The organism is Ornithinimicrobium carbonis (genome assembly GCF_977012275.1).
Map to the genome: position 1 here is coordinate 2,331,153 of NZ_OZ348993.1, position 21,957 is coordinate 2,353,109.

At 72.8% G+C, this 21,957-nt stretch carries 16 protein-coding genes; 10 read left to right on the forward strand and 6 right to left on the reverse strand.

Translation table 11 applies throughout. The features are described from left to right. Positions 1-82: 82 nt before the first annotated feature. Positions 83-1,339, forward strand: coding sequence for a nickel pincer cofactor biosynthesis protein LarC (larC, locus tag ACWHYA_RS10695; protein ID WP_425941209.1), 1,257 nt, complete (start codon positions 83-85; stop codon positions 1,337-1,339). Here larC and larB read toward each other — a convergent pair. From larB to gndA, 3 genes are read right to left on the reverse strand one after another with little or no spacing between them, the layout of a single operon-like run. Further along, entirely contained in the window at positions 1,282-2,016 is a 735-nt protein-coding gene (gene larB / locus ACWHYA_RS10700; protein WP_425941207.1) for a nickel pincer cofactor biosynthesis protein LarB, read from the reverse strand. The two genes, larC and larB, sit on opposite strands and share 58 nt — an antisense overlap. Continuing rightward, the gene (gene larE, locus ACWHYA_RS10705) at positions 2,013-2,822 is read right to left on the reverse strand and encodes an ATP-dependent sacrificial sulfur transferase LarE (RefSeq protein WP_425941205.1); all 810 of its coding nucleotides are present in this window, start codon (positions 2,820-2,822) and stop codon (positions 2,013-2,015) included. The genes larB and larE overlap by 4 nt, the downstream gene beginning before the upstream one ends. 25 nt (positions 2,823-2,847) lie before the next feature. Next, positions 2,848-4,308 (reverse strand): NADP-dependent phosphogluconate dehydrogenase, encoded by a 1,461-nt coding sequence (gene gndA / locus ACWHYA_RS10710; protein ID WP_425941203.1) that lies wholly within the window; start codon positions 4,306-4,308, stop codon positions 2,848-2,850. A gap of 96 nt (positions 4,309-4,404) precedes the next feature. Here gndA and ACWHYA_RS10715 point away from each other — a divergent pair, with 96 nt between their 5' ends. Then, positions 4,405-5,493: a LacI family DNA-binding transcriptional regulator gene (locus ACWHYA_RS10715; protein ID WP_425941201.1), complete on the forward strand. Its 1,089-nt coding sequence runs from the start codon at positions 4,405-4,407 to the stop codon at positions 5,491-5,493. Here ACWHYA_RS10715 and ACWHYA_RS10720 read toward each other — a convergent pair. Then, positions 5,450-6,745, reverse strand: a complete 1,296-nt coding sequence (locus tag ACWHYA_RS10720; protein ID WP_425941199.1) for a lactate racemase domain-containing protein — start codon at positions 6,743-6,745, stop codon at positions 5,450-5,452. The two genes, ACWHYA_RS10715 and ACWHYA_RS10720, sit on opposite strands and share 44 nt — an antisense overlap. A 176-nt stretch (positions 6,746-6,921) precedes the next feature. Between ACWHYA_RS10720 and uxaC the strand changes: the two genes are divergently transcribed. The 8 genes from uxaC to ACWHYA_RS10760 all read left to right on the forward strand — a co-directional run bounded on the left by uxaC (position 6,922) and on the right by ACWHYA_RS10760 (position 18,417). Then, positions 6,922-8,334, forward strand: coding sequence for a glucuronate isomerase (gene uxaC / locus ACWHYA_RS10725; protein WP_425941197.1), 1,413 nt, complete (start codon positions 6,922-6,924; stop codon positions 8,332-8,334). After that, a complete protein-coding gene (locus ACWHYA_RS10730; RefSeq protein WP_425941195.1) occupies positions 8,331-9,731 on the forward strand; it encodes a mannitol dehydrogenase family protein in 1,401 nt (466 codons plus the stop codon). Before uxaC ends, ACWHYA_RS10730 begins: the two co-directional genes overlap by 4 nt. A 95-nt stretch (positions 9,732-9,826) precedes the next feature. Further along, positions 9,827-11,272, forward strand: coding sequence for an MFS transporter (locus tag ACWHYA_RS10735; protein WP_425941194.1), 1,446 nt, complete (start codon positions 9,827-9,829; stop codon positions 11,270-11,272). A gap of 57 nt (positions 11,273-11,329) precedes the next feature. Continuing rightward, positions 11,330-13,114: a beta-glucuronidase gene (gene uidA / locus ACWHYA_RS10740; protein ID WP_425941192.1), complete on the forward strand. Its 1,785-nt coding sequence runs from the start codon at positions 11,330-11,332 to the stop codon at positions 13,112-13,114. Positions 13,115-13,205: 91 nt separating this feature from the next. After that, positions 13,206-14,450 carry a cysteine desulfurase-like protein gene (locus tag ACWHYA_RS10745; protein ID WP_425941190.1) on the forward strand — a complete coding sequence of 415 codons (1,245 nt, stop codon included), beginning with the start codon at positions 13,206-13,208 and terminating at the stop codon, positions 14,448-14,450. Further along, entirely contained in the window at positions 14,447-15,721 is a 1,275-nt protein-coding gene (locus ACWHYA_RS10750; protein WP_425941188.1) for an alpha-amylase family glycosyl hydrolase, read from the forward strand. The genes ACWHYA_RS10745 and ACWHYA_RS10750 overlap by 4 nt, the downstream gene beginning before the upstream one ends. 99 nt (positions 15,722-15,820) lie before the next feature. Next, positions 15,821-17,605, forward strand: a complete 1,785-nt coding sequence (locus ACWHYA_RS10755) for a proline--tRNA ligase (RefSeq protein WP_425941186.1) — start codon at positions 15,821-15,823, stop codon at positions 17,603-17,605. 14 nt (positions 17,606-17,619) lie between these two features. Next, the gene (locus tag ACWHYA_RS10760) at positions 17,620-18,417 is read left to right on the forward strand and encodes a TSUP family transporter (RefSeq protein ID WP_425941184.1); all 798 of its coding nucleotides are present in this window, start codon (positions 17,620-17,622) and stop codon (positions 18,415-18,417) included. A gap of 49 nt (positions 18,418-18,466) precedes the next feature. On the opposite strand, the gene ACWHYA_RS10765 is transcribed toward ACWHYA_RS10760, so the two are convergent. Both ACWHYA_RS10765 and ACWHYA_RS10770 read right to left on the reverse strand, forming a co-directional pair. Next, positions 18,467-19,807: a CapA family protein gene (locus ACWHYA_RS10765; RefSeq protein ID WP_425941182.1), complete on the reverse strand. Its 1,341-nt coding sequence runs from the start codon at positions 19,805-19,807 to the stop codon at positions 18,467-18,469. Positions 19,808-19,839: 32 nt separating this feature from the next. After that, positions 19,840-21,831: a thioredoxin domain-containing protein gene (locus tag ACWHYA_RS10770; RefSeq protein WP_425941180.1), complete on the reverse strand. Its 1,992-nt coding sequence runs from the start codon at positions 21,829-21,831 to the stop codon at positions 19,840-19,842. Positions 21,832-21,957 lie beyond the last annotated feature (126 nt).

Sequence of the window (21,957 nt, forward strand, 5' to 3'; positions counted from 1 at the left end):
GGGCGTGTCCCCGACCGGAATCCGTCGGCGGGGTGTCGGCCGCCGGATGGCGCGTGGTCGGCCCGGCAGTAGGGTCGCCCGTGTGGAACGGGACGGATGGGTCGACGCCTCCGCCGGGGTGGCCGGGGACATGCTCCTGGGAGCCCTCCTGGACGCCGGGGCCGACCTGTCGGTCGTGCGCGCCGCCGTGGAGGCGGTGCTGCCCGGGGAGGTCGGGCTGAGGTCCGACCGCGTGCAGCGGTCCGGTCTGGCGGCGGTGCACGTCCACGTCGCTGTTACGGGGGCGCCGCCGGCCCGCGCGTGGGCGGACCTGCGCGACCTGCTCTCGACCGCCCCGCTGCAGGAGCGGGTGCGCACGGATGCCCTGTCCACGTTCTCCCTGCTCGCCCGGGTCGAGGCCCGGGCGCACGGGGTGCCCGAGGAGGAGGTGCACTTCCACGAGGTGGGCGCGTGGGACTCGGTCGCCGACGTGGTCGGCGTGTGCGCGGCGCTGGCGGACCTGGGGGTCGGGCGGCTGACCTGCGGGCCGGTCGGGCTCGGCTCCGGGACGGTGCGCACCGAGCACGGCGTGATGCCGGTGCCCGTCCCGGCCGTCCTGGGGGTGCTCGCCGAGACCCACCTGGAGGCGGCCGACGACCCGGGACTGACGGGGGAGTGCGCCACCCCGACCGGGGTCGCCCTGCTCGCGGCGCTGGGGGAGGCGACGGTCCCTGGACCCTCGGGCCGGGTCGTGGGCGTGGGCACGGGCGCGGGGACGCGGGATGTGGCGGGCCGGGCCAACGTGACCAGGGTCGTCCTGCTGGAGGCCGGGGGCGGTGCGGCCGCTCCAGCCGGGTCGGGGGATGCCCGGGCTGAGGACGAGGATCTGGTGGAGCTGGCCGCCACCGTCGACGACCTCGACCCCCGGGTGTGGCCCTCGGTGGTCCAGGAGCTGCTGACGGCCGGTGCGCTGGACGCCTGGCTGGCCCCCGTGCAGATGAAGAAGGGTCGCCCGGGCACCGTGGTCTCCGTGCTCGCCGCGACGCGTGACCGGGACCTGATGGTGGACGTCCTGGTGGCGCACACCTCGACCCTCGGCGTGCGCTCGCACGCCGTGCGGCGCACCGCCCTGGAGCGCCGGTGGGTCGAGGTGGCGGTGCCCTGGGGCGTGGTCCGCGTGAAGCTGGGCACGCGGAGGGGTCGGATCCTCTCCGCGACACCGGAGCTGGAGGACTGTCGCGCCGTGGCGGAGGCGCACGGTGTCCCCCTCCGGGTCGTGCTCAGGGCCGCCGAGGCGGGGGCTCAGGAGTCGGGCTGGTCCCCGGGCGGGGAGGACGGTCCCTCGGGGGCCGCGATCTGAGCGGCGAGATGGCCTGCGCCGTAACCGTTGTCGATGTTGACGACGGCCACGCCGGGCGAACAGCTGTTGAGCATCGTCAGGAGGGCGGCGACCCCCTCGAAGCTGGCGCCGTACCCGACGGACGTCGGCACGGCCACCACGGGGGCGGACACCAGTCCGGCCACGACGGAGGGCAGGGCGCCGTCCATCCCGGCCGCCACGACGACGACCCGGGCACGGCGCAGCAGCTCCAGCCGGCCCAGGACGCGGTGCAGGCCGGCGACCCCCACGTCGACCACGAGCTCGGTCGACCGGCCCAGGTAGCGGGCCGTGGTCCCGGCCTCCAGGGCCACCGGCAGGTCGGAGGTGCCGGCGCTGACGACGACGACCAGCCCGCCGGTCGGTGCGGGCGGCTCGGGCGGCCAGGCCACGAGCCGGGCGCGGGGCTCGTGGTGGGCGTCCGGCAGCTCGCCCATCACGGCGGCCGCGCGCTCGGGGTCGGCGCGGGTGAACAGCACGGGGCCCGCGGAGCGCTCGCGGCAGTCGGCGGCGATGCGCCGGACCTGGTCGACCGTCTTGACGTCGCACAGCACGGCCTCGGGGTAGCCCCGACGGCGGGTCCGCTCGTGGTCGAGGTCGAAGTCCTCGACCGCCAGCCGGAAGGAGGGCGGTGGCGCCGTGCCGTCCTCCTGGCTCACCGGGCGGCCCTCAGGCCGAGGGCCTCGAGGGTGAACACGCCCGACTGCAGGCCGGCCAGATCGACCGTGGCGTGCCGGAAGCCGGCCGTGCGGCACGCGGCGACCAGCTCCTCGCGGTGCTCCAGGACCGTCGCCAGGTCGGCGGGCGCGACCTCGATCCGGGCGAGGTCGCCGTGGTGGCGCACCCTGACGTCGCGCACCCCGAGGGCCAGGACGGCGTCCTCCGCCGCCTCCACCTGCCCCAGCTTCTCGGGGGTGACCTCCTGGCCGTGCGGGATCCGGGAGGCCAGGCATGGCGAGGCGGGGGCCTCCGCGGTGGGCACCTCCAACCAGCGGGCCAGTGCCCGGACGGTGGCCTTGTCCGCACCCGCGTCGGCCAGCGGCCGGAGCACCCGGTGCCGACGGGCCGCGCCCGCGCCGGGGCGGTCCGGGCGACGGGCGTCGTCGGCGTTCTCGCCGTAGGCGACGGCGTCCAGGTCGTGCTCGGAGACCAGGTCGTCGGAGATGACGCTGAAGAGCTCGTCCTTGCAGAAGAAGCATCGGTCCGGCCCGTTGCGGCGGTAGTCCTCCCGCTCGCCCTCGTGGGTGGGGACCTCGACCACCGTCGCGCCCAGGCCGTCGGCGACGTCCCGGGCGCGCCGCCGGTCGCGGGCCGCCAGGCTGGGGGAGACCCCCGTGATCGCCAGGACCCGCTCCCGTCCCAGGAGCCGCAGGGACAGCGCCAGCAGGGTGGCCGAGTCCACGCCGCCGGAGAAGGCGACGCCGAGCCGGTGGACCCCGTCGAGGGCCTCGGTCACGCGGTCCACGACGGGCCGCAGCTCGGCGGGTGCCTCAGATGCGCAGTTCCGCACGGTCGGCGGACCAGGCGGTGTGGAAGGTGCCGTCGTCATCGACCCGACGATACGTGTGGGCCCCGAAGTAGTCACGCTGTCCCTGGACGAGGGCAGCCGGAAGCCGCTCGGCACGGAGGGTGTCGTAGTAGGCCAGCGCGGCGGAGAAGCCAGGAGCAGGGACGCCCGAGGCCGCCGCGGCACCCACGACCCGGCGCCACGCGTCCTGCGACTCTGCCAGCCCGTCGCGGATGCTGGGTGCCTCCAGCAGGGTGGTCAGGTCCTGGGCGGCGTACTCGCCGCGGATCCGCTCCAGCAGGCGGGCCCGGATGATGCACCCCGCCCGCCAGATGCGGGCGACCTCGGCGATGTCGACGTCCCAGCCGTACGTCTGGGACGCGACCCGGATCAGGTGCAGCCCCTGGGCGTAGGCGACGACCTTGGCCGACCACAGGGTGCGGCGCACGTCCTCGACGAACGCGGGGTCGGCGCCGTCGATCCCGGTGCGGTCCGGGCCGGTGAGCGCGCTGCGGGCCGCCGCACGCAGCTCGGGGTGGCTGGAGGCGGAGCGGGCGAAGACCGACTCGGCGATGGCGTTGACGGGCACGCCCAGGTCGAGGGCGGCCTGCACGGTCCAGCTGCCGGTGCCCTTCTGGCCGGCGGCGTCCACGATCGAGTCGACGAGGGCTCCACCGGTCCGGGCGTCGCGCTGGGCGAGCACCTCGGCGGTCACCTCGATGAGGTAGGAGTCCAGGTCTCCTTCGTTCCAGCTGCGGAAGACGTCGGCCATCGCGGACGGGTCCACGCCTCCGGCACGCAGCAGGTCGTAGGCCTCGGCGATGAACTGCATGTCGGCGTACTCGATGCCGTTGTGGACCATCTTGACGAAGTGGCCGGCGCCGTCGGTGCCCATGTGCGCGCAGCACGGTTCCCCGTCGACCTGTGCGGCGATGCTCTCCAGGATCGGGCCCAGCGCGGCGTAGGACTCCACCGACCCGCCGGGCATGATCGAGGGCCCCTCCAGCGCGCCGACCTCGCCGCCGGAGATGCCGGCCCCCACGAAGTGCAGACCCATCCCGCGGAGCTGTTCCTCGCGACGACGCGTGTCGGCGTAGTGGGCGTTTCCACCGTCGACGACGATGTCGCCCTCATCCAGGAGGGGGACCAGCTGGTCGATGACCGCGTCCGTGCCCGGACCCGCCTGGACCATGAGGACGATGCGCCGGGGTCGGGTCAGCGACGCCACGAAGGTGGCTGGGTCCTCCGCGGGCACGAAGCGACCCTCGTGCGCGTGGGTCTCCATGAAGGTCTGCGTGCGGGCCGCGCTGCGGTTGTGGACGGCCACGGCGTGCCCGTGGCGGGCCAGGTTCCGGGCCAGGTTGGCGCCCATGACGGCCAGGCCGACGACACCGACGTCGGCGGAGGCGGTCTCAGGGGCGGGCGCGGGGACGGTGGTGGTCATGGGTGGTCTCCCTCTCGTGGCGTACAGCCATCGTCGCGGGGGCGGCGCCGACAGCGCTCCGGTTGCCAAAGGTTGCCGGGCCGGTACCGTGACCGGATGAAGCAGCAGGACGGGCCCGTCCGCGACGACGCGGACCCTGTCGACGGCGAGGGGGACGAGGGCAGGGGAAGGGCCAGGGTCACCATCTACGACGTCGCGCGCGAGGTCGGGGTCAGCCCCTCGACGGTGTCCCGGGCCTTCTCCCGCCCCGGACGCGTCAGCAGCGAGACCTCCAGGCGCGTCCACGACGTCGCGGAGCGGCTGGGGTACCGCTCGGAGCAGCTGCACCGCCTACCGTCCCCCACCCGCACCCGGGTGGTCGCACTCGCGGTCAGCGACATCACCAACCCGTTCTACTTCGGCATCATCCGGGGGGCGGAGAAGGCAGCGGCCGACAACGACTTCTCGCTGCTGGTCGCGGACGCCCGGGAGTCGGCCGAGGAGGAGCGACGGATGCTGGCCCGGCACCTGCCGCTCGTCGACGGACTGATCGTCACCTCCTCCCGGCTGTCCGACACCGACATCCGGGGGCTGGCCCGCAAGGTCCCCGTCGTGGTCCTCAACCGGCGGGTGCCCGGCCTGCCGTGCGTGCTTCCCGACACGCCGCGCGGCATCCGGCGGGCAGTGGAGCACCTGGCGACCCTGGGGCACACCAGGATCGGCTACGTCGCCGGGCCGGGGGCGTCCTGGGCCGACGGCTCCCGGTGGCGGGCCGTGCGGGAGGCGTGCATGGAGCTCTCCCTCACCGACGTCCGCGTCGGTCCGGTCACCCCGACGCTCGCGGGGGGACGCGGTGCAGCGCAGGACGTCGTGGGGCGCGGACTGACCGCGGTGATCGCCTACAACGACATGGTGGCCGTCGGGCTGCTGAGGGGGCTGGAGGCTCTCGGCGCCGAGGTGCCGGGAGACGTGAGCGTGGTCGGCTTCGACAACACGCTGCCGGCCGATCTGGTGGGCCTGACCACCGTCGCGCAACCGGTGACGCTGCTGGGGGAGACGGCCGGCCGGCACGTCATCGGCATGGCCACCGGTCAGGTGGAGCAGCGCGAGCAGCTGTCGGTGCTCCCGGTCGAGCTGAGGGTGCGGGAGTCCACCGGGCCGGTCAGGGACGCACGCGGTACAGGACCTCCCCGGCGTTCGGGATGACGGTGGTCCCCGGTTCGTCGGCGAGGGCCTCCAGGTCGACGGTGGCCGGGTCGAGGTAGCCCAGGTTGATCCGCTCGCACACCTCGCGGGGGATGCCGGTCGCCAGGGTCACCCGGATCCGCAGGCGCTCCTCTCCGGTCTGCGGGTCGTAGGTCCCCTGCCCGCGCAGGTGGGTCGAGTGGGCCAGCACTCCCCAGTGGATGTGCTCGAACCTCTCCCACTGCTTCACGAAGTAGTCGCGGCAGTGGTAACCGATGTCGTAGATCTCGTGGTGGACCTCCGAGACCTCGGTCACGTGCGGGGCGTAGATGACCACCTCGCCGCCGTCCGCGATCGCCGGCTCGGTCTTGTAGCCCCCCTTGGCCGCGGTCCAGATGTCGTCGTAGCGGGTCGGCATGACGGCGATGACGCGGTGCATCGGCTCGTCCAACCACTCCACGTGCGTCTCGGAGGCGATCGCCGCGGTGGCGGCCCAGGCTTCCTCCGGCGTGCCGAAGGCGGCCGCCTCCAGGTCGCCGCTGCCAGACCGCACGACGCAGCACAGGGCCAGCCGGCGGGTCGGGATCATCGCCGCCCCCTCGTTGATCATGGCTCGGACCGGCGTGATCCCGGTCGTGCCGATGATCTCCGTCGAGGTGATGAGCGCCCCCACCCAGTGGGTCATGTCGATGAACTCCTGGCTGGCCACGCCGGGGATGAAGTACTTGTTCCCCCCGGAGATCCCGACGACCTCGTGCGGGAAGACGGGACCGACGATGATCGCGGTGTCGGCCTCCACGACGTGCCGGTTGATGACGATGGGGGCGTCCCGCTCCAGGCGTCCCTCCGACAGCTCCGAGATCCGGTTCGCCGGGATCGTCCCCACCTCGACGAGCATGTCGGGGTCGGCCCACTCGTGGTTGACCACGCGCAGGCCCGGGTAGGCCTCCTCCAGGGTGGCGGGCTGTCCATCACCGCCCACGCCGAGGAGCCGGTCGATCTCCTCGGGCTCCATGTAGGAGTGCGTGCCCAGGGCGATCACCGCCGTGAGCGACCCCACGACGGGGAACAGGTGCCGGTGCAGCGTGCCGACGAGGAGGGGAAGGGGGCAGGACCGGGTGCCGTCGGGGACGACGAGAACCACGTCCTGGCCACCCAGGTCGGGGAGCTCGGCCACCGCACCCCGGACAAGGCCGTCCAGCTGCTCGTCGCCGACCTGCATGTGCGGGCCACCGACGAGGGTGCAGGTGGGGTCAGGGCTCGTGGTCGCCATGTCGGGAGACTACGCCGCAGGCCCGGGGCTGGACAGCCTGGATGCGGAGGGGGGCAACAACCGGCAAGCACGGTCAGGAGCGCCCCGCGACCGTTTGGATGAGGTGTGGGTCGTGCCTCGTGCCGGTACGGCCGTTCCGGTGGACCCGTGGTCCGGGCTAGAGAAGGATTCTGAGAATGGCTGAGCGAATGCACCTGCACCCCGACCGTCTGCTGCCGACCGAGCCGTCGGTGAGGAGGGTCGCGCGGGACCTGTACCAGCAGGTCCAGGATCTGCCGATCATCTCCCCGCACGGCCACGTCCCGCCCGCGTGGCTGGCCGAGGACACCCCGTTCCGGGACCCCACCTCACTGCTCATCACCCCCGACCACTACGTCACCCGGATCCTGCACTCCAGCGGAGTCGACCTGGCCGACCTCGGGGTGGGACAGGTCGAGCTGTCACCGCAGGCGTCGCGGGCCGCGTTCCGGCTCTTCTGCGAACGGTGGCACCTGTTCCGGGGGACACCGATGAAGCTGTGGTTCGAGACCCAGCTCGTCGAGGTCTTCGGGATCGACGTCGTGCCGTCGGCGGAGACCGCCGACCAGGTGTACGACGCCGTGGCGGACTGGATCGCACGGGACAGCTCACGACCCAGGGCGCTCATGGACGCCTTCGACATCGCGTTCCTGGCGACGACAGACGACCCGTGCGACGACCTGGACCACCACCGGGCCCTGGCGGAGGACGCGTCCTTCACCCGACGGGTCGTCCCGACCTTCCGCCCCGACCGGTACCTCGAACCAGCCGCAGCCACCTGGAACACCGACGTCGACCGACTGTCGGAGGTGTCCGGGGAGTCCTGCGACACGTACGCGGGCTGGGTCGCAGCGATGGAGGACCGCCGTGCCTACTTCAGGCGGCACGGTGCCGTCTCGACGGACCACAGCCACCGCGACCTCGGCACGCAACCCCTGGCCCCCGACGAGGCCGAGCACCTCTACCAGCAGGCCCGGTCCACCACGATCAGCAGCACCGAGGGTGACCGGCTGCGCCGCCACATGGTGTGCGAGATGGTGCGGATGGCCGCCGAGGACGGCCTGACGATGACCCTGCACCCCGCGGTCCACCGCAACCACCATCCGGGCACGTTCGAGCGCTTCGGTGCCGACGTCGGGGCCGACATCCCGATCGCGGTGGAGGCGACCCGCGCGCTCGCCCCGGCACTGGCCCGCCACGGGACCGACCCCGACCTCACCCTCGTGGTGTTCACGATCGACGAGACCCTCTACAGCAGGGAGCTCGCCCCGCTGGCCGGCTTCTACCCCGGCGTGCGGATCGGCGTGCCCTGGTGGTTCATCGACGCCCCCGAGTCCATCAAGCGGTTCCGGGCCGCCGTGACCGAGTCCGCGGGCTTCTCCCGCACCTCCGGCTTCATCGACGACACCCGTGCCTTCCTGTCGATCCCAGCACGGCACGACATGGCCCGGAGACTGGACTGCGGGTTCCTCGCGGGCCTGGTGGCGGAGCACCGACTCACCGAGGACGAGGCGCAGGAGACGGCCCGGTATCTCGTCGAGACCCAGCCCAGGGAGGTGTTCGGACTGTGAGCGGCGACCGGCTCAGCCGCACCCGTCCGGCCCCGCCCGTCCGGATGGTCCACCTCGGACTGGGCAACTTCTTCCGGGCCCATCAGGCCTGGTACACGCACCGGGCGAACCAGACCCTCCCCCCGGACCAGCAGTGGGGGATCGCGGCGTTCACCGGGCGGTCGAGCGCGGTCGCGGACCAGCTGAACGAGCAGGACGGCCTGTACACACTGATGGTCGACGCCGCCGATGGGTCGCAGGCAGAGGTCGTCGAGAGCGTCGTCATGGCCCGACCGGGGGACGACCTCGGCACGTTGGCCCGGCTCCTGGCCCGCCCCGAGGTCGCCGTGCTCACCACGACGGTGACCGAGGCGGGCTACTGCGCGACTGTCGACGGCGACCTCGACCTGACGGACGAACGGGTGTCCGCCGACCTCGACGCCTGGCTCGACGGTCGGACCCAGGACCTCACCACCATGCCGGTGAGGGTGGCCTGGGCGCTCGACGGTCGACGGCGCGCGGGTGCCGGAGGGCTGACCGTGGTGCCCTGCGACAACCTCCCCGGCAACGGCAGCGTGGCCCGGGGCGTGGTGCTGGGAGCTGCCCGTCACACGTCGCCGGAGCTGGCGGCCTGGATCGAGGGCCACGTCAGCTTCGTCAGCACGGCGGTGGACCGGATCACTCCGCGCCCCACGAAGGACGACGTGCACCGGGTCCAGGCCATCACGGGGACGCCGGACCCCGCGGTGGTGGTGACCGAACCGTTCGTGGAGTGGGACCTGGCGGGGGACTTCGTCGCCGGCCGGCCGCCCTGGGAGACGGCCGGCGCCGTCTTCACCGACGACGTCCGTCCGTACGAGACGCGCAAGCTGTGGCTCCTGAACGGGGCCCATTCGCTGCTCGCCTACGCCGGGTCGATCCGAGGTCACGAGACGGTGTCCGGCGCCATGCAGGACGAGCAGGTGGTCCGGTGGGTGCAGGAGTGGTGGAACACCGCCATCCCCCACCTGGCGCTGGCGCAGGAGGAGCTCCGTGCCTATACGGAGGCCTTGGTCACCCGCTTCCGCAACCCCGCCATCCGGCACCTCCTCGCCCAGATCGCGGCGGACGGATCGCAGAAGATCCCGGTCCGGATCGTCCCTGCGCTCCGGGCGGCCCTCGAGACGTCGGACGGTCGCGGCGTGGACGGGGCTCTGCGCGTCCTGGTCGCCTGGGTGCTCCACGCCCGCGGCGCCGGTGCCCCGTTCTCCGACAGCCAGGCCGAGCTGGTCGGCCCGCTCGTGGACGGGGAGCTGTCCGCGGCGCTCGAGCGGGTGCTCGACGCCTGGGACGTTCCGTCCGACGTGGCACCGAGGGCCCTCGAGCTCTCCCGGGAGCTGCACCCCGCGCGGCGACCGGACGGCATACCCGGCAACTGACGGCAACACCGGGTGCGCTGCACGGCTTCCGGTCCACGATGAAGGAACGGGCACGGAGAAGGCCCGGATCAACGATGATGAAAGGCAGTGCCCCGATGGACACAACGCGAACCCGCATCCCCGGGAAGGTCCGGCCCTTCGGCTGGCGGGACAAGGTCGGCTATCTCTTCGGAGACTTCGGCAACGACTTCACCTTCATCCTTCAGGCCTTCCTCTTCATGGCCTTCTACACCCGCGTCGTCGGCATCGACCCGACGCACGTGGGCACCCTGCTGCTCGTCGCGCGCCTGCTCGACGCCTTCACGGACATCGGGATCGGACGGTTCCTCGACACGCGTCGCCCCGGTCCCCGGGGCAAGTTCCGGCCGTGGCTCCTCAAGGGTGCGGTGCCGGTCGCGGTCGCCTCCGCCCTGATGTACATGAACTTCCTGGCCGGCTGGGAGTCCTACGGGGCCCGGGTCAGCTGGATGGTCATCACCTACCTGTTGTGGGGGTCCATCGCCTACACCATCATCAACATCCCCTACGGCTCCATGGCCTCGGTGATCTCGGGCGACCCGAAGGACCGGGCATCGCTGTCGGTCTACCGCTCCGGCGGTGCCACGCTGGCTGCCCTCATCGTCGTGGCGGTCGTCCCGGCCATCGTCAACGTCGAGGTCGACGGCAACTCCGTGCTCTCCGGCGAACGGCTGCAGTGGACGGCGATCGCGATGTCTGCGCTGGCCATCGTCTTCTACGTCATCTGCTACGCCCTGGTCCGGGAGCGTGTGGTCGCCCCCAGCGAGGAGAAGGAGCGGGTCCCCTTCACGCAGATGATCAGGTCGGTCCTGACCAACAAGTCACTGGCCGGGCTCGTCGTGGCGGCCCTTCTGCTCCTGATCGCCAACCTCCTGCCCAGCGGTCTGGTCGCCTACCTGTGGCTCGACTACTTCAACGAGGGCAGCCTGCAGTCCCTGGCCGGGCTCGCGGGCCTGGCGCCCGCACTCCTGCTGATCCTCGTCGCCCCGGTCCTGGCCGCCCGGTTCGGCAAGAAGGAGTCCTCGGTGGTGGCCATGATCGTCGGCGGAGTCGTGCTGATCTCGGCGTACTTCATGGACCTGCAGGACCGTCCCTGGGTCTTCATCGCCCTCTTCGCCGTCTCGCAGCTGGCCATCGCGGTCTTCAACTTCATGATCTGGGCCTTCATCGTCGACGTGATCGACGACGAGGAGCTGCGCTCCGGCGAGCGCGACGACGCCACCATCTACGGCATCTACTCCTGGGCCCGCAAGCTGGGCCAGGCCCTGGCGGGAGGTCTCGCCGGCTGGGCCTTGGGGTGGGTCGGCTACCAGGCCACCACCGGAGACCAGCAGGTGCAGCAGTCGGAGGGGACCCTGAACGGCATCTACGCGTTGTCGACCATGGTCCCCGGGATCGTCCTGATCCTGGTGGCCGTCGCCCTCCAGTTCTTCTACCCCCTGAACAAGGCGACGGTGGAGCGCAACGCCGCGGTGCTCGCCGAACGCCGGGCAGCCGCCGGCCTCGCCCCCGTCAACGAGTGAGCGAACCGGTCCCACCCCTTCACGACCCCACCCTGTCCACCAGAGAGAGGACTCTTCATGCTCCGCCCCCAGGACACCACCACCCGTGAACGCCGCAAGATCGACGGTCTGTGGGACTTCCGACTGGACGCCGACGGTGCCGGCCGCGACCAGCGATGGTTCGCAGGCCCACTGCAGGACGCCCGCAAGATGGCGGTCCCCGCCAGCTTCAACGACCTGATGACCGACAAGGAGACGCGCGACTTCTTCGGCGACGTCTGGTACCAGACCACCGTCCGCGTCCCGCGGGGCTGGGACGGCAGCAGCATCGGTCTCTACGTCGAGTCCGCGACCCACAGGGCCACCGTGTGGGTCGACGAGCACGAGGTGGTGTCCCACGAGGGCGGGTACCTCCCCTTCGCCGCCGACATCGGCGAGCACGTCCGGGCGGGCGAGGAGGTCCGCCTCACCGTCTGCGTCAACAACACCCTGTCCTTCCAGTCCATCCCTCCGGGGGTGATCGAGGACACGCCCGACGGGAAGCGCCAGATCTACTGGCACGACTTCTTCAACTACGCGGGGATCCACCGACCGGTCTGGCTCACCAGCGTGCCGACCGCGCGTCTGGACGACGTCACCGTGGTGACCACGGTCGAGGACACCACCGGCACCGTCGAGTACACGACCGAGGTGGTGGACGCGGCGGGCCTGACCGTCCGTGCGGTGCTGCGCGACGCCGACGGTCAGCAGGTGGCCACGGCCGAGGGCCCCGCCGGTGCGCTCACCGTCCCCGACGTCACCCTGTGGCGACCAGGTGCCGCCTACCTGTACGACCTCGAGCTGCAGCTTCGCGAGGGAGAGAGCACCGTGGACAGCTACCACCAGCGGGTGGGCGTGCGGACGGTGGCGGTGGACGGCGAGCAGTTCCTCATCAACGGCGAGCCGTTCTACTTCACCGGTTTCGGCATGCACGAGGACCACGTCACGGTGGGCAAGGCCCACATCGACGCCCTGATGCTGCGCGACTTCGAGCTGCTGGAGTGGATCGGCGCCAACTCCTTCCGCACGTCGCACTACCCCTACAGCGAGGACGTCCTGGACTACGCCGACGAGCGGGGGATCGTCGTCATCGACGAGACGGCCGCCGTGGGCCTGAACATGGGCCTGGGCGGAGGCATCTTCGGCGGCCAGGGCTACACCACCTTCTCGCCCGAGACCGCCAACGACGTGACGCAGCAGGTCCACGCCGACCACATCCGCGAGCTCGTCGCCCGCGACAAGAACCACCCGAGCGTGGTGCTGTGGTCCATCGCGAACGAGCCGGAGAGCGAGACCGAGGCCGCGGAGGACTACTTCCGGCCGCTCTTCGACGTGGCCCGGGAGGCGGACCCGACCCGACCGGTCGGCTTCGTCAACGTGATGCTGGCCCCCCACGGCAAGTGCCGGGTCACCCAGTTCGCCGACGTGGTCATGCTCAACCGCTACTACGGCTGGTACGTCCTGACCGGCGACCTTCCGGCCTCGGAGCGGCAGTTCCGTGAGGAGCTGGAGGCGTGGGCGACGGAGGGCAAGCCGATCATCATCACCGAGTACGGCGCCGACACCATGCCCGGTCTGCACCAGCTGCCGGCCGAGCCCTGGTCGGAGGAGTACCAGGTCGACTACCTGGACGCGAACCACCGAGCCTTCGACGCGGTCCCTGCCGTGGTCGGCGAGCAGGTCTGGAACTTCGCCGACTTCGCCACCACCTCCGGGATCATGCGGGTCGGTGGCAACAAGAAGGGTGCCTTCACGCGGGACCGTCAGCCCAAGGCTGCTGCCCACCGGCTGCGGGAGCGCTGGCAGGCCATGAAGGAAGACTGAGCACTCGCGTGCACATCGGCCCCTCGACCCACCTGGGTCGAGGGGCCGACGTGTGCCCGGGCGGCGTGGTCGCGGCGATAGGTTGGGCGGCATGAGGTATGACGTCGCCGCGGTCCGCGCGCTGTTCCCCGCCCTGGCCGGCGGGACGGCCCACTTCGACGGGCCGGGCGGTTCCCAGACCCCGGCACCGGTGGCCGAGGCGGTCGCCCGCACGATGACCTCCTCGATCGCCAACCGGGGCGCCGTCACCGCCGCCGAGCGGCTGGCCGACGACGTCGTCCGGGAGGCCAGGAGGGCCATGGGCGACCTGCTCGGCACCGACCCCGCCACGGTCGTCTTCGGGCGGAGCATGACCGCGAACACCATGGACCTGGCCCGCACCCTGGCCCGCAGCCACGGCTGGGGCCCCGGCGACGAGGTGGTCGTGACCTCCCTCGACCACGACGGCGACGTCCGACCCTGGGTGATCGCCGCCGAGGCCGTCGGGGCGACCGTGCGGTGGGCCGAGCTCGACCCCGCGACGGGCGAGCTGCCCGTGGAGGCCGTCCAGCAGGTCCTGTCGGAGCGCACCCGGCTCGTCGCGGTCACGGCCGCGAGCAACCTGGTGGGCACCCGCCCCGACCTGCCCGGCATCGTCGGTGCCGCCCACGACGTCGGTGCCCTCGTCCACGTCGACGCGGTCCACCTGGCGGCCCACGACCTGCTCGACCGGGAGGCCCTGGGCGCGGACCTGCTGGCCTGCTCGCCCTACAAGTTCCTCGGCCCCCACCTCGGCGTCACCTGCGGCCGGGCCGACCTCCTGGAGGAGCTGCGCCCGGACAAGCTGCTCCCCTCCAGCGACGCGGTGCCTGAGCGCTTCGAGCTCGGCACCCTGCCCTACGAGGCGCTCGCGGGCACGACCGCCGCGGTGGACGTCCTCGCCGGTCTCGCGTGGGAGGGGGAGGGAGCCTCCGCCCACCCGGACCCTGGAGGCCTGTCCCGCCGGGAGCGCCTGACCCGGTCCTTCGGGGCGCTCCACGAGCACGAGGAGACCCTGCGCCTCCGCGCCGAGGAGGGGCTCGCCGCGATCGACGGCGTGACCGTCCACTCACGGGCCGCCCACCGGACCCCCACCCTGCTGTTCACCCTCGCGGACGTCGAGCCCGCCGCCGTGCACCGGCACCTGGCGACCCTGGACGTGAACGCCCCGGCCAGCCACTTCTACGCCTGGGAGGCCAGCCACCGGCTCGGCCTCGGCGCCGCCGGCGGCGTGCGCGTCGGGATCGCCCCCTACACGACGGCCGAGGAGGTCGACCGGCTCCTGACGGGCGTCGCCGAGCTGGAGGCCGGGCGATGAGCGCTGCGACGAGCCCCGGCTGGGTCGACACGGTCGTCTGGTGGCACCTCTACCCCCTCGGTTTCGTGGGGGCCGAGCACACCGCGGCGGAGCACGCCGAGCAGGGCGGCGAGGTGGTCCACCGGCTGACCCGCGTCACCGGTTGGCTCGACTACCTGCTGCAGCTCGGTGCCAACGGCCTGCTCCTCGGCCCCGTCCTCGCCTCGACCAGCCACGGTTACGACACGCTCGACCACTACCGGGTCGACCTTCGCCTCGGCGACGAGGACGACCTGCGGGAGCTGATCGACCAGGCCCGGAGCAAGGGCATCAGGGTCGCCTTCGACGGCGTCTTCAACCACGTCTCCGAGGATCACGAGATCGTGCGCCGGGCGCTCGCACCGGACGCTGCGCCGCAGGAGCGGGCGTGGCTGAGATGGGTGGGGGAGTACCCCCGTGGCTTCGAGGGCAACCTCGACCTCGTGGAGCTGGACCTGTCCCACCCCCCGGTCCAGGACTACGTGGTCGACGTCATGTGCCACTGGCTGTCCGCAGGCGTGGACGCCTGGCGGCTGGACGCCGCCTTCGCGCCGGGGGCCGACGCCTGGCGGCCCATCATCGACCGGGTCCGGGAGCGTCACCCCGACGCCTGGATCCTGGGTGAGGTGATCCAGGGCGACTACGTCGACTTCGTCGAGCGTTCCGGGATGCACTCGGTCACCCAGTACGAGCTGTGGAAGGCGGTCTGGAGCTCGCTCAACGACGGCAACCTGCACGAGCTGGCCTGGGCGCTGACCCGGCACGCCGACTTCTGCTCCGCCTTCCGGCCCCAGACCTTCGTCGGCAACCACGACGTCACCCGGATCGCCAGCAAGCTGACCGATCCGCGGCACGTCGGCACCGCCGCCGCCCTGGCGCTGCTGCTGCCCGGCGTCCCTTCCGTCTACGCCGGCGACGAGCAGGGGTTCACCGGCGAGAAGCTCGACCAGCCCGGCGGCGACGACTCCGTGCGCCCACCGTTCCCGGACAGCCCCGAGGATCTCCTGCCCCACGGGCGAGCACTGCTGGAGGAGCACCAGCGGATCATCCACCTGCGCCGGACGCACCCGTGGATCACGACGGCCACGGCCACCGCCCGGGACGTCACCGACACCACGGCCGCGATCGACCTGGTGGGCGCGGAGGAGGACCAGCGGCTGACCATCGGCCTGAACCTCACCGACGAGCAGATCAGCCTCGACGGTGCCCAGGGGGGACTCGCCGTGCCCGCCCACGGCTGGGCGCTCGGGTAGTCTGCGACGGTCCCCCGACCCCGGGACGCGACGTGCACGGCATACCCCGCCGCCCGTCCCCGGGACCCTCTCCCAGTCTAGGAGTGCACCCTCGTGGCCATGCGCCTGTCGACCCTGTTCCTGCGGACCCTGCGCGAGGACCCGGCCGACGCCGAGCTGCCCGGGCACAAGCTGCTCGTGCGCGCCGGCTACGTCCGACGGGCCGCCCCGGGCATCTACAGCTGGCTGCCGCTGGGCCTGAAGGTGCTGCGCAAGGTCGAGACCGTCGTGCGCGAGGAGATGGACGCCATCGGCGGGCAGGAGCTCAGCTTTCCCGCGCTGCTGCCCCGCGAGCCCTACGAGGCGACCAACCGGTGGACCGAGTACGGCCCCAACCTCTTCCGGCTCCAGGACCGCAGGGGCAACGACATGCTCCTGGGCCCCACGCACGAGGAGATGTTCACCCTCGCCGTCAAGGACATGTTCAGCTCCTACAAGGAGCTGCCGCTGACGCTCTACCAGATCCAGACCAAGTACCGCGACGAGGCCCGCCCGCGGGCCGGGCTGCTGCGCGGGCGCGAGTTCGTCATGAAGGACTCCTACAGCTTCGACGTCGACGACGCAGGTCTGGAGGCCGCCTACCAGCGGCACCGGGAGGCCTACGTGCGGATCTTCGAACGGCTCGGGCTGGACTACGTCATCGTGTATGCCGACTCCGGCGCCATGGGCGGGTCCGCGAGCGAGGAGTTCCTCGCGGTCAGCCCCGACGGGGAGGACACCTTCGTGCGCTGCGAGGCCAGCGGGTATGCCGCCAACGTCGAGGCGGTCGTCGTGCCCCAGGCGCCCCCCGTCGACCCGGCCGTGGTCGCCGCCACCCCGGCCGCGCACGTCGAGGACACCCCCGACAGCCCCACGATCGCCACCCTGGTCGCCCAGGCCGACGCCCTGCATCCGCGCACGGACGGTCGTGGGTGGACGGCGGCCGACACGCTGAAGAACGTCGTGGTCCTGCTCACCCACCCGGACGGCACGACGGAGCCGCTGGCGATCGGTCTGCCCGGTGACCGCGACGTCGACGCCAAGCGGCTGGACGCCCAGGTGGCACCGGCGCAGTGGGCCCCCTTCGACGAGAACGACTTCGCCGCCTACCCGATGCTGGCCAAGGGCTACATCGGCCCGGGCGCGCTCGGCCTGCAGAAGGAGTCGGGGATCAGGTACCTGCTCGACCCCTCCGTCGCCGAGGGCTCGGCCTGGGTCACCGGTGCCGACGAGCACGGCAAGCACGTCTTCGACCTGGTGCTCGGCCGCGACTTCACCGCCGACGGGACCATCCAGGCCGGCGAGATCCGCGAGGGCGACCCCAGCCCCGACGGAGCCGGCCCGCTGACGCTGGCCCGCGGCATCGAGATGGGTCACATCTTCCAGCTGGGGCGCAAGTACGCGCAGGCCCTGGACCTGAAGGTCCTCGACGAGAACGGCAAGCTGGTCACCGTCACCATGGGCTCCTACGGCGTGGGTGTCTCCCGCGCCGTGGCCGCGGTCGCGGAGGCCACCCACGACGAGCTGGGGCTGTGCTGGCCGCGGGCGCTGGCCCCGGCCGACGTCCACGTCGTGGCGACCGGCAAGAGCCAGGACGTCTTCGACCAGGGCGAGCTCCTCGTGGAGGACCTGGAGGCGGCCGGGCTGACGGTGGTCTACGACGACCGGCCCAAGGTCAGCCCGGGCGTGAAGTTCAAGGACGCCGAGCTGCTGGGCGTGCCGACGATCGTGGTCATCGGCAAGGGCCTGGCCGACGGCACCATCGAGATCAAGGACCGGCGCAGCGGCTCACGGCGCGACGTGCCGGTGGAGCGGACCGTCGGCGAGGTCCTCGCCGAGGTGCGCGGCGACGCGCGCCCCGCCTGACGGCATACCCCCCGGTGCTGGAGACCCTCGACCCGGGCGTCCTGGTCTTCCTGGCGCTGGCCGGGCTGGCCGCCGGGTTCATCGACGCCGTCGTGGGCGGCGGGGGGCTGGTCCAGCTGCCGGCCCTCCTCGTCGGGGTCCCCGGAGCGAGCCCGGTCCAGCTGCTGGCGACCAACAAGCTGGGGTCCATCGCCGGGACGGCGACCAGCTCGATCACCTACTTCCGGCGGGTCCGCCCCGACCTGCGCACCGCCCTGCCGCTGGCCGGGGCGGCCTTCCTCGGCAGCGCCGCCGGTGCGGCCACGGCCTTCCTCATCACCAAGGAGGCGTTCAACCCGATCATCCTCACGGTGCTCGTGGCCGTGGGCGTCTACACCCTGGCCAGGCCGTCGATGGGACAGATGCAGCGGCTGCGCTTCGGGCACGCCCGTCCGCGCCGGCACCTGGCGGCCGCGCTGCTCATCGGGGTGGTGATCGGGGCCTACGACGGCGCCCTCGGCCCGGGCACGGGCTCGTTCTTCGTCTTCGCCCTCGTCAGCGCCCTGGGCTACGGCTTCCTGGAGGCCAGCGCGAAGTCCAAGATCGCCAACCTGGCCACCAACTTGGCCGCGCTGGTGGTGTTCGTCCCGCAGGGCGCGGTGATGTGGGAGATCGGGCTGGTCATGGGCGCCTGCAACGTCGTCGGTGGCTACCTCGGGGCGCGGGTGGCCGTGGCCCGGGGGAGCCGGTTCGTGCGGATCTTCTTCGTGCTCGTCCTGACCGCCTTCATCGTCAAGATCGGGCTGGACACGGCTGAGCAGCTGTTCGGCTGAGCCGGCGGGCGGCTCCCGGGCCGGGCGCGGAGGGGTTCCTCAGGGCCTTTTAGGGCTCCAGCGGCTCCGCCCCGCACCCGCCCAGCAGGTCCACGGTGGCGGTGGTGCGCTCCCACGTCTCGGGGTACGTCTCGGGGGAGACCAGCCGGATCACGTGGGGACCCGGCTGGGGCCCGGGGACGATCTCCACACGGGTCGGCTGGTAGTCCATCCGCGAGCTGATGCCGCCCTCCTCGTCGCGGGTGAGGGTAAAGGTGGCGACCATGCCCTCCTGGGTGGCGGGCAGCAGGTTGGCGTTGGTGTCCGGGGACTGGTTGGACAGGAAGTTGCCCAGCCCGTAGATCACGTGCCGGCCGTCCACCTCCTCGCACGGCTGGATCACGTGCACGTGGGTCCCCAGGACGAGGTCGACGTCGCCGGAGCCCAGCAGGTCCCGGGCGATGCGGGTCTGGTCCTCGGTCGGCTGCGCCTGGTACTCGTTGCCCCAGTGCATGCTGACCACGACGAAGTCAGCTCCCTCCTGCCGCGCCGCGGAGGCCTGCTCGAGGATGCCCTCGCTGCCCAGGTTGGGCCAGGAGGCGTCCACGAGCCAGGGTGCCTCGCCGGGGACGTCCGTGGTCGGCGTGCCGGAGTTGGGGTAGGTGTAGGTGTAGGCCAGGTGGGCGATGCGGGCCGGGCCTCCCTCCGCCTCGACCTCGTAGACCTCGGCGAGGCCCGAGCGGTCCTCGTCGGCCGTCGGGCCGGCGTAGCCCATCCCGGCGTCCCGCACGACCTGCTCGGTGGCCGCCAGCCCTGAAACACCCATGTCCATCGTGTGGTTGGAGGCGAAGTCGCACCCGTCGAAGCCGGCGCCGGCCAGCGCGTCGGCCATCTCGCGCGGCGTGTTGAAGACCAGCGTGTCCGGCACCGAGAGGTTCGTGTTGTCCGGCGACAGCGGGGTCTCCAGGTGGCACAGCGCCAGGTCGGCCTCCGAGATGGGGGAGGAGACGTCCTCGAACATCGGGGTGTAGTCGTAGGCGCCGGCCGCGCCGCCCGCGTAGGCGTTGGCGGTGAGGTTGAGCCGGGAGTGGGCCAGGATGTCGCCGGCGGCCGCGATCGTCACCTCGAGCGGCCCGCCGGCCTCCCCGTCGTCCGCCTCGTCGAGGGACGTCGCCGGCGGGGAGACCCCCTGCGGGGCGTCGTCCTCGTCGTCCGCCGCCTCGTCGTCCGCCGCGTCCGCCGCGTCCTCCTCGTCCTGCGACCCCTCGTCCTCGGGGGCGGGCGCCGGTGCGGGCACGGCCGTCGAGGTCCCGCCGGACCCGTCCTCGCCCCCCTGCTCGTCTCCTCCCGCGCAGGCGGCGAGGAGCAGCGCGACGGCGGCGGCGGTGGCGGTGGATGACGTGCGTCGCACAGGGACCCCTCCAGTAGACGGTGGTCGTCAGACTAGCCCCGTCCCGGCAGGTCCTCCGGGAGCGTCGTCGGCAGGTCGCACGTCGTGCCGCGACACACGGTCGCGGCCCGACGACCCCCGACCGAGGGGGTCTCGGCGTCACCGTCGACCACGAGCGTGCCCACCGGGGTGCGCCGGGCCGCCGCCCCGAGCGGGTCGCTCCCCGGCCCCTGCCCGCCCGCACCGGTCGCCTCGCGCGCCCCGCCGGTCGTCGCGGGCGAGAGCCGCACGAGCACCGGACCACCGACGAGCTCCTCGGCCGCGACGAGGGCCCAGCCGGCGAAGCGGGGCGCACGGGTGACGAGGTCGGACATCCCGCCCAGGGCCAGGGCGGCCCGCTCCAGATGGTCGGCCCGGGCCGCCTGGGCCCCGTGGCGCACGAGCGCCAGCGCCAGGGCGCTGAGGCCGCCCGGCTCGGCGTTGTCACCCTCGGTGCGAGGCTCGACGACGAGCCGCTCTGCGTCCCGTCCGGTGGCCGAGAAGGTCCCGTCGTCCCGGCCGAAGAGGCCGACCGCCTCGTCGAGCAGCCGACCGGCCGCTGCCAGCCAGCCGCCGTCCCCGGTCGCACGGTGCAGCGCCAGCAGGCCGTCGACGAGGTCGCCGTGGTCCTCGGCCACCGCCAGGGCGTCGCCGACCGACCCGTCCCGGGAGCTGCGCCGCAGCCGCCCGTCCACGACGTGCTCCTCGAGCAGGAAGCGCGCGCAGCGCGCGGCCACGTCGACCCAGTCCGCCTCCTCCAGCACCCAGCCGGCGTGGGCCAGCGCCGCGACCGCCAGCCCGTTCCAGGCGGTGACCACCTTGTCGTCCCGGGCCGGCTGCGGCCGCAGGCTGCGGTGCAGGTCCAGCCGCTCCCGCACGTCCGCCCACCAGGCGGGGTCGTCCGGGTCCCGGCGCAGCTGCAGGGTCGAGCTGCCGTGCTCGAACGTGCCGCCGTCGGTCACGCCGAGCAGGTCCGCGGCCTGGCGTCCGTCCTCCTCGCCAAGGACCTGGCGGAGCTGTGCGGGGGTCCACACGTAGGTGGCCCCCTCCACGCCCTCGGTGTCGGCGTCCAGCGAGCTGGCGAAGGCCGCCTGCTCCGTCCACATCTCCCGCAGCAGCCAGTCGACGGTCTCCCGCACGACGCGTTCCGCCCAGGGTCGGCTGGCGGGGTCGGCCCGCAGCAGGTCGGTATAGACCCCCAGCAGCAGCGCGTTGTCGTAGAGCATCTTCTCGAAGTGGGGGACGACCCAGGCGCGGTCCACGGCATACCGGGCGAAGCCGCCGCCCACCTGGTCGTAGGTGCCCGAGCGCGCCATCGCCTCGCAGGTGCCCCGGACCATCCGCAGCGACTCCTCGTCCCCGGTGCGTCCGTGGTGGCGCAGCAGGAAGGCCAGCACCATCGAGGGCGGGAACTTGGGGGCGCCGCCGAACCCGCCCCACTGCGGGTCGAACTCGCCCGACAGGGTCCGGACCGCCGCGGCGAGCTCGTCCTCGCCGGGCGTGGGTCCGGTGGCCGTGCGGTCCCCGGCCCGGCGCAGGGCGGCCACGATCTGCGCACCACCGGCGAGCACGCGCTCCCGGTCCTCCCGCCACGCCCGGGCGGCTCCCAGCACCAGCTGGACGAACTGCTCCCGCGGCAGGTACGTGCCGGCCCAGAAGGGTTCGCCGTCGGGGGTCAGCAGACAGGTCATCGGCCAGCCGCCGTGGCCGGTGAGCGCCGTCGTCGCCGACATGTAGACCGCGTCGACGTCCGGTCGCTCCTCCCGGTCGACCTTGACGGCGACGAGGTGCTCCCCGACCAGGCGGCCCACCTCGTCGTCCTCGAACGTCTCGTGCGCCATGACGTGGCACCAGTGGCAGGCGGCGTAGCCCACCGACAGCAGCACGGGGACGTCCCGGCGCCGGGCCTCGGCGAACGCCTCCGGCCCCCACTCCCACCAGTCGACGGGGTTGTCGGCGTGCTGCAGGAGGTACGGGGAGGTGCTGGCGGCCAGACGGTTCGGCATGCCGTCCACGGTATGCGGTCGCGCCCGCGGGCGAGGGCGCGCGCCTCCGCGTGGGGGCGGGACCTCGCCGCGCGGTGGCGGAGACGCCCCGCGCGGTGCGGGACCGCGCCGCCCGTCCGGGCGGAC